Annotated in this window: 16 protein-coding genes; 8 read left to right on the forward strand and 8 right to left on the reverse strand. The window is 40.6% G+C overall.

The genetic code is table 11. From position 1 onward, the window contains the following. From CQA58_RS08270 to CQA58_RS07070, 4 genes are all read left to right on the forward strand, one after another. On the forward strand, positions 1-201 hold a 201-nt coding region (locus CQA58_RS08270; protein ID WP_211305722.1), incomplete at its 5' end, for a hypothetical protein. A gap of 396 nt (positions 202-597) precedes the next feature. Further along, positions 598-1554: a chemotaxis protein gene (locus tag CQA58_RS07060; RefSeq protein WP_115570014.1), complete on the forward strand. Its 957-nt coding sequence runs from the start codon at positions 598-600 to the stop codon at positions 1552-1554. A gap of 9 nt (positions 1555-1563) precedes the next feature. Then, positions 1564-2766 carry a carboxynorspermidine decarboxylase gene (nspC, locus tag CQA58_RS07065; protein ID WP_115570015.1) on the forward strand — a complete coding sequence of 401 codons (1203 nt, stop codon included), beginning with the start codon at positions 1564-1566 and terminating at the stop codon, positions 2764-2766. Beyond that, the gene (locus CQA58_RS07070; protein WP_115570016.1) at positions 2759-3745 is read left to right on the forward strand and encodes a tRNA dihydrouridine synthase; all 987 of its coding nucleotides are present in this window, start codon (positions 2759-2761) and stop codon (positions 3743-3745) included. The genes nspC and CQA58_RS07070 overlap by 8 nt, the downstream gene beginning before the upstream one ends. Positions 3746-3749: 4 nt before the next feature. Here the strand turns inward: CQA58_RS07070 and trpS are convergent, their stop codons facing one another. Both trpS and CQA58_RS07080 read right to left on the reverse strand, forming a co-directional pair. Next, positions 3750-4733 (reverse strand): tryptophan--tRNA ligase, encoded by a 984-nt coding sequence (gene trpS / locus CQA58_RS07075; RefSeq protein ID WP_281270011.1) that lies wholly within the window; start codon positions 4731-4733, stop codon positions 3750-3752. A 9-nt stretch (positions 4734-4742) separates the two neighbouring features. Then, complete coding sequence (locus CQA58_RS07080; protein ID WP_115570017.1) at positions 4743-5426, reverse strand: class I SAM-dependent methyltransferase; 684 nt, start codon at positions 5424-5426, stop codon at positions 4743-4745. Between the two features lie 116 nt (positions 5427-5542). Here CQA58_RS07080 and secG point away from each other — a divergent pair, with 116 nt between their 5' ends. Genes secG through CQA58_RS07100 form a run of 4 tightly spaced genes read left to right on the forward strand, consistent with a single transcriptional unit; the run spans position 5543 to position 7515 of the window. Further along, complete coding sequence (gene secG, locus CQA58_RS07085; RefSeq protein WP_115570018.1) at positions 5543-5878, forward strand: preprotein translocase subunit SecG; 336 nt, start codon at positions 5543-5545, stop codon at positions 5876-5878. Then, complete coding sequence (gene frr, locus CQA58_RS07090; protein ID WP_115570019.1) at positions 5878-6435, forward strand: ribosome recycling factor; 558 nt, start codon at positions 5878-5880, stop codon at positions 6433-6435. The genes secG and frr overlap by 1 nt, the downstream gene beginning before the upstream one ends. A gap of 10 nt (positions 6436-6445) precedes the next feature. Next, entirely contained in the window at positions 6446-7057 is a 612-nt protein-coding gene (pyrE, locus tag CQA58_RS07095) for an orotate phosphoribosyltransferase (protein ID WP_115570020.1), read from the forward strand. Further along, positions 7057-7515 (forward strand): RDD family protein, encoded by a 459-nt coding sequence (locus CQA58_RS07100; protein WP_115570021.1) that lies wholly within the window; start codon positions 7057-7059, stop codon positions 7513-7515. Before pyrE ends, CQA58_RS07100 begins: the two co-directional genes overlap by 1 nt. 30 nt (positions 7516-7545) lie before the next feature. Here CQA58_RS07100 and guaB read toward each other — a convergent pair whose 3' ends face one another. The 6 genes from guaB to CQA58_RS07130 form a co-directional block, all read right to left on the reverse strand. Next, positions 7546-8991: an IMP dehydrogenase gene (gene guaB / locus CQA58_RS07105; protein ID WP_115570022.1), complete on the reverse strand. Its 1446-nt coding sequence runs from the start codon at positions 8989-8991 to the stop codon at positions 7546-7548. 9 nt (positions 8992-9000) lie between these two features. Next, complete coding sequence (gatA, locus tag CQA58_RS07110) at positions 9001-10353, reverse strand: Asp-tRNA(Asn)/Glu-tRNA(Gln) amidotransferase subunit GatA (protein ID WP_115570023.1); 1353 nt, start codon at positions 10351-10353, stop codon at positions 9001-9003. A gap of 180 nt (positions 10354-10533) precedes the next feature. Next, entirely contained in the window at positions 10534-11478 is a 945-nt protein-coding gene (locus CQA58_RS07115; RefSeq protein WP_115570024.1) for a thiamine pyrophosphate-dependent enzyme, read from the reverse strand. Positions 11479-11488: 10 nt separating this feature from the next. Beyond that, on the reverse strand, positions 11489-12703 hold the full coding sequence (locus CQA58_RS07120) for a 2-oxoacid:ferredoxin oxidoreductase subunit alpha (RefSeq protein ID WP_115570025.1): 1215 nt from the start codon (positions 12701-12703) through the stop codon (positions 11489-11491). Between the two features lie 12 nt (positions 12704-12715). Further along, entirely contained in the window at positions 12716-13105 is a 390-nt protein-coding gene (locus tag CQA58_RS07125; protein WP_115570026.1) for a 4Fe-4S dicluster domain-containing protein, read from the reverse strand. Positions 13106-13116: 11 nt separating this feature from the next. Then, positions 13117-13689 (reverse strand): pyruvate flavodoxin oxidoreductase subunit gamma, encoded by a 573-nt coding sequence (locus CQA58_RS07130; RefSeq protein WP_115570027.1) that lies wholly within the window; start codon positions 13687-13689, stop codon positions 13117-13119. Positions 13690-13720: the final 31 nt, after the last annotated feature.

Genomic DNA, 13720 nt, shown 5'->3' on the forward strand with positions numbered 1-13720 from the left:
GGAGTGAGATATAGCTTTGGAGAGAGTGATGGATATAGCCCAATCCTTGAAAAAGCTGATTACAAAGCACCACTAAAGATTGAAGGGGAAGAGAAAGAGGGGGAAGAGAAAGCAAAGGGTGAAGAGAGTGTAGAAGAGGATTCAAAGCAAGAGAATACAGAGCAGACTCAAGAGAAGGCTACTGAGAGCAAAACTAAATAAGGCTCAATGATTGAGAAAAAAGAGGGGTGAAAAAGGAAGTGGGAAAGAGAAGGACTCTTAAGAGTCTTTCTCTATATATCTATAAGGCTTGATGATACCTCTTATCACTCTAGGTTTGAGTATTAGAGGGGAGAGGTATCACAGAGTTTTATAGAGGGGGTGGGAGTTTGGAGAGTATGAGTCCTATTTAGCGAGATTGCCTCCCACCAAAATATCAAACTTGCACTTTTATATCCTAATATAGCATTTCCTAGTCTTTTTAATCTGTTTTTCTCCCAACCTTGCCTTGTAGCAATCCTTTAGCAACTACTTTTTGTATTTTTTCTCTCTTAGCACAAAGAGAGAAACTTTTTTGATAGAATTACAAATTTAAAATTCCAATCTAAAGTGAAGACAATGAATCTATCAAGTATCGTTCAAGTTACCAATTTGCATAAAAACAATGAGTTGCAACTTCTTTGCTTCTATCTTGAAAAAGATGGAGATATTTATGCAGTGAATGTTTTTAAAGTCAGAGAAATCATCAAATACAAGGGGCTTATCACCAAAGTTACCTATGAAAACAACTCTTTGATTGATGGGTTGATTACTATTCGTGGGCTTAATATCCCTTTGATTGATATGAGAAAGTGGTTTTACTTCAATAGCAATGAACCTCAAAAAGATTTACGCCCCTTTGGAGTGCATTCCAATGAGGGAGAAGAAATCATTATGATTTGTGAATTCTCACGCTGGACGATTGGGGTGAGAATCTACCAAGCCGATCGAATCCTCAACAAAAAATGGGAAGAGATAGAGCATGAAATCGATTTTAGCTCTGATCTTAGAAATGGAAAGTTTGTCAGCAGGACTCAATACTTCGATGAGCGATTGGTGCAAATTGTAGATATTGAAAAAATGCTCATTGATGTCTTCCCTTGGATTGAATCAGAAAAACAAAAAGAGCTTGATTCTCTGCAAAAACTCAAAATTGACAAAGCCGTTCTTCTTGCAGATGATAGTCCTATTGTGATTAAGACAATGCAAACTATCCTTGATAAACTCAATGTCAGACATTACAGCTTCTACAATGGAAAGGCTCTCCTTGACTTCCTCCATATGCCAAGCACAAACCTTGATGATATCGGACTTATCATCACAGACCTTGAGATGCCTGAAGTGAGTGGATTTGAAGTCATAAAACAAGTCAAAGCCGATCCTCTCACAGCCTCAATCCCTGTGGTAGTGAACTCTTCAATGAGTGGAAGCAGTAATGAGGATATGGCAATGAGCCTAGATGCCAATGGATTTGTCTCAAAATCCAATCCAAAAGAGATAGAAAATGTCGTCAAGCATTTCCTAGAGGGCAAGTAACTTCACACAATGCTTGAGCAAATCCCCTCCCCCTGCTATGTCTTAGAGGAGCAAAAGCTCCTTAGCAATCTTCAAACTCTTGATTATGTCCAAGTCCAAAGTGGAGCCAAAATCCTTGTCGCACTCAAAGGATTTGCATTTTGGAGAAGCTTTGAACTTCTTAAGCCCTATCTCTATGGAAGCACAGCAAGTGGATTGTATGAAGCAAAACTAGGCTATGAAACTTTGGGGGGTAGAGAGAGTGGCAAGGAAGTGTGCGTTTTTTCCCCAGCTTACAAAGAAGAGGAGATGAGAGAGCTAGTCAAAATCGCTACTCATATCATCTTCAACTCTTTTTCTCAATGGCAACGATTTAAGGGCATTATTGAGAAAGCCAATGAAACCCTAATCAAAGAGGGGAAAACCCCCATTGAAGTAGGGCTTAGGCTAAATCCTCTCTATAGTGAAGTCTCCCCAATGATTTATAACCCCTGCTCTCCCAAATCAAGACTTGGGATTATCCCTAGTGAGTTTGAAAAAGGTGTGAGAGAATATGGACTAGAGGGGATTTCAGGGCTTCATTTTCACACCCATTGTGAGCAAGATAGTGATGTGCTAGAGCGAACTCTAGGGCATATCAAAGCCCATTTTGAGTCCTATCTCTCCAAAATGAAATGGATAAATCTTGGAGGAGGACACCACATCACAAGAGAAGGATATAATCTCCCTCTTCTTATCTCACTTCTTAAAGATTTTAGAGCCAATTATAGAGTAGAAGTGTTTTTAGAACCAGGGGAAGCTGTGGGGTGGCAGTGTGGATTTCTCATCGCTGAAGTAGTAGATGTCGTGCAAAATGAGGGAAGTGTGGCGATTTTAGATGTATCAGCCTCAGCCCATATGCCTGATTGCCTTGAAATGCCCTATCGCCCCAAAGTTACAAAGCTTAGCAATGGTGTGCTAGAGGAGGATTGTGGAGAAAATATCGCTCCTTATACTTATAGACTTGGAGGAAATACCTGTCTTTCAGGCGATATTATCGGAGATTATAGTTTTCACACTCCACTTAAAGTGGGGGATAAAATTCTCTTTGATGATATGATTCACTACACAATCGTCAAAAACACCACTTTTAATGGTGTCCCTCTCCCCTCACTTGGGGTAATCAAACAAAATGGAGACTTTGAGCTTCTCAAAACCTTTGACTACTCTCACTACAAGGAACGCAATGGCTAAGATTGCCTTTGACAACCTTTTGATGCTCGCTCCTTTGGCAGGTTTTACAGACTTGCCTTTTAGAAGTGTAGTCAAAAAGTTTGGCGTAGATATCACCGTGAGTGAGATGATAAGCTCTCACGCCCTAGTCTATCAAAGCAAAAAAACTCTCAAAATGCTAGAAAAATCTCCACTAGAAACCCCCTACTCTGTCCAGCTCTCAGGCTCAAAGCCTGAAGTTCTTAGCCAAGCAGTGGAGATGCTCAATGATATTGAGGGCATTGATATTATTGACTTTAATTGTGGTTGCCCTGCCCCCAAAGTTTCTCATCACGGCAATGGAAGTGGATTGCTCAAAGATCTCAATCTTATGGTTAAATGCCTTCAAACTATCAAATCCACTTCCAAAAAGCCTTATACAAGTGTCAAAGTGCGACTAGGATTTGATAGCAAGATTCCCCTAGAGATTGCAAGAGCCATCAATGATAGTGGGGTGGATTTTTGTGTCGTGCATGGACGCACCAAAACCGATGGCTACAAAAAAGAGCGAATCGATTATGAGAGTATAAGAGCAATGAGAGAGATTATCCAAGTGCCATTGATTGCCAATGGAGAGATAGACTCTCCACTCAAAGCCAAAAAGGTGCTAGAGCAAACAGGGGCTAATGGGGTGATGATAGGAAGAGCAGCACTTAATGCTCCTTGGATCTTTTGGCAAATCAAAAACAATACCGATGAAATCCCCACAATGCTCAAAAAAGAGCTAGTGCTAGAGCATTTTGATTTGATGAATGAATTTTATGGAGAATATGGGTGTGTAATGTTTAGAAAAAATCTCCACGCCTATGCCAAAGGACATCAAGGTGCAAGTGAGTATCGCAATGAGGTTAATAATATGCGAGATCCCAAAGTGATGAGGGAGAGTATCATCAACTTTTTTGACTCCTCTTCTCTCTCCCCTCTCCCCTCAATCGTGCATCTCAATAAAAAAAGTATCTAACCCCCTACACCAACCCCATAAGCTCTTTGACTTTTTCATAAGTTTTTCTTGCAATCGGCTCTACTTGCTCTTTTCCCTTGCTTAAAACACTTTTTAGATACCCCTCATCAGCCCTAAGTTTGCTATATCGCTCTTGGATTGGAGAGAGAGATTCTATGACACACTCTGCAATCGTTGTCTTTAGCACCCCATAGCCCTTGCCCTCAAACTCTTGAGTAATCATTTCACGACTTTTTCCTGAGAAAATCTCATAAATACTCAAAAGATTGTAAATCGCCTTTCTCTCTGGATCAAACTCAATACTTGCAAGAGAATCTGTCGTGGCTTTTTTGAATTTTCTCATAATCTCCTCAGCACTATCTAGCACGAAAATTGCGTGATTGCTTGCAGGATTGGATTTGCTCATCTTACTCTCTGGATCATCTAATCCCATAATCCTAGCTCCCACTTTGGCAATCAATGGCTCAGGGATTTTGAAGCACTCCCCAAAATCTCTATTGAACTTCACAGCCACATTTCGTGTAAGCTCTAAGTGTTGTTTTTGATCCTCTCCCACAGGCACAAAGTCGCTTTGATAGAGCAAAATATCACTTGCCATCAGTGCAGGATAGTTGAAAAGCCCTACATTGATATTTTTGGGATTTTTTTTGCTTTTGTCTTTGAATTGCGTCATTCTCTCCATCTCCCCCATTGCAATATTGCAATCAAGTATCCAAGCAAGGGCAGGATGATAGTCAATCTCACTTTGGATAAACAAACTTGACTTACTCGGCTCTATCCCACAAGCTAGAAGCAAGGCTACCATATCATAGCTTTGCTCTCTTAGAAGCTTTGGCTCTTGATAGGTGGTGATTGCGTGAGAATTGACAACGCAAAAAATATTTTCATACTCATCTTGACTTGCCACCCATCGCTTCACAGCTCCGATATAATTGCCTATTGTCATCTTTCCTGTGGGCTGAATCCCTGAAAATACTCTTTTTTTCACTCTCTCTCCTTATCTTGGTTTTCCAATAATATTGACACTTTCATACTCAACTCTCTCATTAAACTCTAGCAATTTTTTGGCTTTTTTATAGCCCAAAACCCCACCCCCTAGCACGCCACTTCTTTTGAGATGTTTTAGACACTCTTTGGCTGAAGTGAAGCTAAGAGCTACCCTTGAGATAAACACTTCCCCCACAAAATATTCCCCAAAAAGCCCCCAAATCTCCTCACTCTCTGGCAAAGGTGAGCTTGTGCCCAAAAAGCGATGCAAACTAGCCAAACTACAAGAGCTTAGCACACTTAATGCCACACTCTCTCCCCTCTTTGCGACAAGAGAGAGGGTGTGAGAGAGATTGCTAGACCATTGCAGTGCCGAGCTTGAGCAAATGAGAGAAAATCTCTCTTCCCCTCCTAGCAAAAACTCATCAAAATCTTGGCAAAATAGCTCCACTCTAGGCTTAAAGGGGAATCCCTCTAGCATTGCTCTAGAGCTATCACAAGCCAAATATCTCTCAAACCCCACCCCTCTCTCTTCTAGCTCCAAAAACAGCTCTCCTCCCCCACAACCTAGCTCAGCGATTGAGGGGTAAAACTTGCTTGGAAGTTTGTTAGTGAGCTTTTGGACAAAGAGTTTTTGTGCGATTGCTTGATGTTTGTAAGTCTTTGCTTGAATATCAAAAGAGAAAAATCGCATAACTCATTTCTTTGTTTTCTATTGTTTTATCCCACAAGGCGATAAAAACCCAAATTATAATCTAAAGTTTTTGGTAAAATCACAAATTTAAGTCATTTCAACCCTAAGGATTTCTGATGATTTCAGTTTTGTTTATCGTGCAAATTGTCTTGGCAATTTTCATCACAATCTTAGTCTTACTCCAAAAAAGCTCTAGTGGGGGGATTGTGAATTATAGTGGAAGCAATGAAAGTGTCTTTGGTGCAAAAGGTGCAGGAGGCTTCCTCACAAAAGTTACGCTTATCTTTGGTGGGCTTTTTTTGGCAAACACAATCGCTCTAAGCTATTTATATATCAAGCAAAGAGAAAGCACTATTATGATTGATGTGCCTACCCTTACCCCCTCTACTCAAGCACCCACAGCTCCCACAGCCCCAAGTGCTCCAACCATCCCAACACAAAAGGCTCAATAATGCTAAATGAGATTTACAACCAAACCAAAACTTCAATGACAAAAACCATCGATTCCCTCAAGCGAGATTTCTCCACTCTTAGAAGTGGAAAAGTTTCTATTGCGATTTTGGATAATATCCGAGTGGATTACTATGGCACACCCACACCACTCAACCAAATCGGCTCAGTAATCGCCACAGACGCTACAACAATCGTCATCACCCCTTGGGAAAAAACATTGATAAAAGAAGTAGAAAAAGCTATCCAAGAAGCCAATATCGGTGTCAATCCCAATAGCGATAGCGAAACTATCAAGCTCTTCTTCCCCCCAATGACTCAAGAGCAAAGAAAAGAAGTCGCCAAAGAAGCCAAAGCAATGGGAGAGAAAGCAAAAGTGGCTATCAGAAATGTGCGACAAGATAGCAATAATGCAATCAAAAAACTAGAAAAAGATAAAGAAATCACAGAGGACATCAGCAAAAAAGGACAAGATGAAATCCAAAAATATACCGATGAATTTGTCAAAAAAATCGATGAAATGGTAAAAGCCAAAGAAGAAGAGGTAATGAAAATCTAAAGGAGAAATAATGAATATCAAAAAATACTACACAGATTGTAATGCCCTACTTGAAGGGCATTTCCTCCTTAGCAGTGGCAATCACTCCCCCTACTATCTCCAATCAGCAAAGGTGCTAGAAAACCCCAAAATCGCTCAAGAGTTAGCAGAGGCTTTGGCTAAGCAAATCAAAGACTATGGCTTAGAAGTAGAGTGTGTTTGCTCTCCTGCTCTTGGTGGTATTCTAGCAGGATATGAACTTGCTAGAGCTTTGGGAGTGAGATTTATCTTCACAGAGAGAGTCGAGGGGAAAATGACACTAAGAAGAGGATTTGAAGTGAGCAAGGGTGAAAAAGTTTTCATCTGTGAAGACATCATCACCACAGGAGGCTCAGCACTAGAATCAGCTTCTTGTGTAGAGGCTTTGGGGGCTAGTATTGTAGGCTTTGGGGGATTGGCTAATCGAGGATTTTGCAAGCGTGTAGGCTCAAGCCTTGAGGGCAAACCTGAGGGCAAACTTCCCTCTCATATCCCTCTTTTTGCACTTGAAGACTTTGTCTTTGATATCTACTCTCCTAGCGATTGTCCGCTTTGCAAAGAGGGCAAAACCCCTGCGATAAAACCAGGAAGTCGTGGAAACTAATGGGGAAAAAGCATAAAACCCCCACCCCCTCCACCAAGCCCACTCCTAAATCTCAAGGTTATTTTTTCTTACGATTTAAAGCCTTTGTGATTGATCTCTTTATGATTTACACCCCAATCCTTTATATCGTAACCTATCTTATCTTAGGAAGCAAAGAAGCTCTATGGGAAAATCAAGGAGCAGTTTTGTCTTGCTGGGCATTGTATGGAGGGATTGATTCACTTCTTTGCTCTACCCTCTCTCAAACTCCTGGGATGAGGGCTCAAGAGCTAATCTTGGTCGATAAAAATGGGCAAAAAGTGGGATTTTTTAGGTGTTTTATAAGATTTGTCGCTTGGCTTGTGAGCTTGGGGCTTGTCTTTGGGTTTGTATTTCCTTTCTTTAGAAAAGATAGATTGAGTTTCCAAGACTGGCTATGCCAAACTCAAATCCTCAAACGCCCAAATCCTCAAAAATAATCCACCCCTTTTTTCTTCGCTTAAAAGATTTTATCCGTGATAGTTTGGTGCTTCTTTAGTGATGACCACATCATGCACATGAGATTCTCTAAGTCCTGCTGAAGTAATTTCTACAAACTCAGCTCTCTCCCAAAGTGTAGGAATATCAGGGCTTCCAAGATAGCCCATTGAGCTTCTTAATCCTCCAACTAGTTGATGAATCACATCGCCAATCTTCCCACGATAGGGCACTCTCCCCTCAATCCCTTCAGGCACTAACTTATCTTGAGCCGTCCCCTCTTGGAAATATCGATCACTGCTCCCTTTTGTCATCGCTCCGATACTTCCCATTCCTCGATAGCTTTTATATTGTCGTCCTTGATAGAGAAGCAAATCCCCCGGACTCTCCTCTGTCCCTGCAAGCAAGCTTCCCACCATCACGCTTGATGCTCCTACTGCTAGGGCTTTGGCAATATCTCCTGAGTATTTAATCCCTCCATCAGCGATAATTGGCACTCCTGTTTTTCTCCCCACTTCAGCACACCCTGCTACTGCTGAGATTTGAGGCATACCCACTCCTGCTACAATCCTAGTGGTGCAAATACTCCCTGGTCCAATGCCCACTTTGACTGCATCTGCTCCTGCTTGGATTAAATCGTGTGTGGCTTCAGGAGTTACCACATTTCCCACTACCACATCAATACTCATATCTCTTTTGATAGATTCCAAGGTTTTGATGATATTTTTGCTATGTCCGTGAGCACTATCAAGCACAAGCACATCAGCCCCTGCCTCACTCAATGCTTTTGCTCTATCAAGTTGCCCCACACCTATGGCTCCCCCCACTCTTAGTCGTCCTAGCTCATCAGTGTTTGCATTGGGATATTCAATCTTTTTTTGGATATCTTTGATTGTGATAAGCCCTTTAAGCACATAATCTTTATCGACAATTGGAAGCTTCTCAATCCTGTGTTTGTGCATAATTTCTTTGGCTTCTTCAAGACTTGTGCCTTCTTTGGCAGTAATAAGTGGTGCTTTTGTCATCACATCGCCAATCTTTCTACTCATATCAGTTTCAAATCGCATATCACGATTTGTAAGGATTCCAATCAAAATCCCATACTCATCAACCACAGGCACACCTGAGATTTTATAATTATCTGTGATTTTCTTGGCATCAAGCAAGGTTGCATCAGCCTTGAGAGAGATAGGATCATTGATGATTCCACTCTCGCTTTTTTTGACTTTGCGAATCTGCTCTGCTTGTGAGGGGATATCCATATTTTTATGCACGATTCCAATCCCTCCAAGCCTTGCCATAGCAATAGCTGTGCGATACTCTGTCACGGTATCCATCGCTGCTGAGACAAAAGGGATATTGAGTGTGATATTTTTGCTTAGATAAGTCTTCAAACTCACTTCTTTGGGCAAAACCTCTGAATACGCTGGGATAAGCAACACATCTTCAAAAGTTAGGGCTTTAGCTCTGATTTTCATTCTCTCTCCTTATAGAATCTTTCCGATTTTTCTCTCTAGTCCAAGTCCTGCATCTAGCACACTTTGCTCATCAAATTTTCTACCAATGAGTTGCATTCCAATAGGCATTCCCTCCTCACTCACTGCCACAGGCAAAGAAAGGGCTGGAAGTCCTGCAAGATTGACTGAGATTGTATAAATATCACTTAGATACATCTCTAGTGGAGAATGCGTGCTTCCAAACTTTGGAGCGACACTTGGAGCGATAGGACAGAGGATCAAATCTGCATCTGAAAAAATCTCATCAAACTCAGAAGAAATCAACTCTCTCACCTTCTGAGCTTTGAGATAATAAGCATCATAATACCCACTGCTAAGCACAAAGCTTCCTAGCATAATGCGTCGCTTGACTTCCTCTCCAAATCCTTGTGAGCGAGTTTTGAGATAGAGTTCAGAGAGATTAGCAATCTCACTTGCACGATTACCATAACGCACCCCATCAAATCTAGCTAGGTTTGAACTAGCTTCAGCAGTGCAGATGATATAGTAGGCTGAAATATGATAGCTTGTATCTAGCATCGTTTTTTCTATGATTGTATGCCCCATTTCTTTGAGGGTTGAGATGGTTTTTTCATAAGCATCTTGGATTTGTGGAGTGGCATCTTTGAGAAAATCTCTCAAAACTGCTATTTTGAACTTTCTGTCTGCATTGAGATTTGCGTGAGTTTGGCTTGGAGGATTGTGTGAGCTTGTAGAATCCATTTTGTCATTTCCACTGATTGCATCAAAGAGGATAGAGGCATCTTCTACATTTTGAGTAATAGGTCCGATTTGATCCAAGCTTGAGCTATAAGCTACAAGCCCATAACGACTGACACTTCCATAAGTAGGCTTCAATCCCACACATCCACAAAATCCTGCAGGTTGTCGGATAGAACCTCCTGTATCACTTCCTAGACTTGCAATAGCTATCCCACCTGCCACAGCTGCCGCTCCTCCTCCACTACTTCCCCCTGGGACTCTTGAGGTATCTCTAGGATTGAGTGTCTTACCATAAGCACTACTTGCTGTGGTGCTACCCATAGCAAACTCATCCATATTGGCTCTTCCAAATCCACACATATTATGAGTATGCAATCTCTCAATCACAGTAGCATTATATGGGGCGATGTAACCCTTTAAAATATTGCTTCCACAAGTGATTTCCCAACCTTTGACATTGATATTGTCTTTGATTAAGATTGGCACACCACTCTCACTGCTTGACTGCACTTCTCCGATATAGGCATTGAGATTGCTCTCTTTTGCTTTTTGAGTGATTTCACTCTTTAGCTCTTTTAATGCTTTTTCATCTAAGCTCAACGCTTCTTTTAATGTCATCATTGCTCTACTCCAAAAAAAATTTTTAGATTATAAGAAAAATAAGCTAAAAAACCCCTTATTTTGTGTGGATAAAATGTGATTTTGCTTCAAAAAGTGGCTAAAAAGAGGATTTTGAAAAAATAAATTTAAGAAGAATGGATAAAAAGAGGATATCCCCACAAGGGGAGAGAGGAAGAGGGATTAGATTTTTGCCTCTTCTCTTCTTTGGAGAAGCTCCCATTTTTTATCAACATCTTTTTGCCATTGCTCGATAATATGCTCATTTTCAGGCTTAAAGAGGTGCTTGAATCTTCCTTGCACTCCAAGATAATCACGCACAGGAATGATATTTTTTGGTCTGTATGTGATGTGCAATTCGTGTCCATTGATAATCTCATAGAGTGGGAATACCAAAGAATCAACTGCCAAATCCATCATCTCAACTGTGTTATTGCAATCAAATCTCCACTCAGTTGTACAAGCACTCAAAGCATTGATAAATGTTGGTCCTTCTGTATCAAGTGCAGTTTTGATTTTCTTGTTCATATCTTTCCACTTATTGGGTGCTACTTGAGCGACATAAGGAGATCCGTGAGCTGCAAAGATAGCTAGGATATCTTTTTTCTTCTCTTTCTTACCATAGCTCACTCTTCCTGCAGGAGTTGTAGAAGTGCTTGAACCTAGAGGAGTAGATCCACTTCTTTGTCCTCCTGTATTTGCATAAACCTCATTGTCAAAGCAGATATAAGTGAGATCGTGTCCTCTCTCAAAACATCCACTAATCCATTGAAATCCAATGTCATAAGTCGAACCATCACCACCAAAAGCTACAAATTTAGGTCTATCACCTTTGTATTTACCTTTTCTACTCAATGCCTTATACATCGCTTCAGCTCCTGCAACTGCTGTTGAGCTGTTTTCAAATCCGATGTGAATCCAAGGCACATCCCAAGAAGTATAAGGATAAACTGCAGTTGAAACCTCAATACATCCTGTTGAGTTTCCAATCAAAATATGTCCATCTACAGAGTTGAGAACTTCACGGATAATCATTCCATGAGCACAACCAGGGCAAAGGAGGTTTGCTCCCTCAAATTTCTCTGCTGATTTTGAAAATTGTTTTAGATTTTTTACTTCTTTTGTCATTTTCTACTCCTTAGTTGAACGCCATTTTTTTACCACGAAGTCCTACAAACTGCTGTGTAGCGTGTGTAAGCTTTCCTGCTTTTGCGTTGTTGTCAAGCTCTTGATAAATCTCATTGAGCATTTCTTGTGTCATATCTCTTCCACCAAGTCCATAGATATAGTTTGAAAGAATTGGCTTACTTGAAGAATGTTGTAATACTGCTACACCTACCTCATTAAATAGCATTCCCATTGCTCCTGCAGGAAGACTTCTATCTAGCATTGCAATTGCCTTGCAGTTTTTGAGTACTTCAGCAATTTGGGCATAAGGGAATGGTCTTAGAGTTCTAATCGATACAACTCCAGCTTTGATTCCCTTAGCTCTTGCATTTTTTGCTGCAATTCTTGCTGACTCAACTGTCGTTCCAAGAGCCACGATTGCCACTTCTGCATCGTCCATATCATACTTTTCTACTAGAGAATATTTGCGTCCTGTGAGCTTTGCAAACTCTGCAAATACTTCTTCAATAGTCTTAGCTGATTCCATAATGTCGTGGTGAAGTTGAGCTTTGTGCTCAAAGTGCCAATCTTCTTCAGTTTGTGCTCCATAAGTGATAGGCTTTGAGAAATCAAGCATTGCATTTTTTGGCTTGAACTCACCTACAAACTTATAAGCTTCCTCATCGCTCAAAGGCTCTACATTTTGAGCTGTGTGAGAACAGATAAATCCATCTTGATTGACAATTGTAGGGATTCTTGTGCTCTCAGCAATTCTAAAAGCCATAAGATTGAAGTCATAAGCTTCTTGAGGATTGTAAGCACAAAGATTTAGCCATCCTGTATCTCTGCTTAGATACATATCAGAGTGATCTCCATTTACATTCAAAGGAGCAGCCAATGCACGATTTACAAGGTTGAGAACGATAGGAACTCTCATACCAGAAGCTTGATACATTACCTCAGTCATCAATGCAAAACCTTGTGAGCTTGTCGCAGTCGCAACCCTTCCACCAGCAGCAGAAGCACCCACACACGCACTCATCGCAGCGTGCTCTGACTCTACCATCACAAACTCACCATCAACATATCCATCACTCAAAAACTTTCCATAGTTTTGCACAATTGGTGTTGAAGGTGTGATAGGGTAAGCAGCCACAACATCAATTTGTGCTTGTCTTAGAGCGTGGCTTGCCGCCATATTTCCATCCCAAACTTCAGTTTTTAACAATTCGTATTTTTCAGCCATAGAATCTTCTCCTTACTTACTTTCTTTTTGAGGCCACTTAGCAAGAGCTTCAGTATTCTCTTCATTTTCATCAAACATCAATAAAGATTTTGGGTTTGTAGGACAAACTTCTACACAAACTCCACATCCTTTACAATGCACATAATCCACACCACTTAGCTTCTCATCTCTTGCCAAAATTGCACCATCTGGACAATAAACCCAGCAATTAAAACAATTGATACAAATGTTGTTGTTATGGACAGGCTTTTGTACTCTCCAGTGAGCTACACTTCTTTTCTTTGAGCTATTTTCTGTATAAGCTCTATTCTCAGGCAATTTCTCTTGAACTTTGATTCCATCTTCACTTCCTTCAAATGCAAAAAGCACAGAACCAATCTCAAATTCATTCCAACCTTTCATTCTCTCTCTCCTTATTTTACTTCGTTATATGCTCTTGTGATTGCCTCACGGTTAGCATCGATAATTTTTTGTGGCAATTTCTTTCCTAGCAACTTGATAAATCGCTCCAAGAAATACTCAAGATCCATATTTCCACCTAGTCCATTTGATACTTTAAGCAAAGCACCAAGCATAGGAGCGTTTGGAACTGACTTACCAATCGTCTCACGAGAGATTTTAATACAATCAAGCACATACACTTCTTTTCCCTTAAGCTCAGGTTTTTTAGCGATTAGCTCTTCTTTGCTTAGGTGAGTTGTGATGATATATTTTGTCCCTTCTTTTTCATTGGCACAAATATCTGAGATAAAAACCAATCCTGGGTCAATAACCAAAACATAATCAGGTCTCATAAATTTCTCATGATTGAGAACTTGAGAATCATCGATTCTGTTGTAAGCAGTCATTTCTGCCCCTCTCTTTGCAGAACCATAAAACGCAAATGCTTGCACTTGCTTTCCTGTCCCTGCAACTACATCAGCCAAACCTTTTGCACCTGTTACTGCACCTTGTCCAGCACGACTATGCCATCTAATTTCTAGCATCTATACCTCCTTTGAGTTCCAAATAAAAGTT

It is taken from the genome of Helicobacter brantae, assembly GCF_003364205.1.
Classification (GTDB): Bacteria; Campylobacterota; Campylobacteria; order Campylobacterales; family Helicobacteraceae; genus Helicobacter_G; species Helicobacter_G brantae.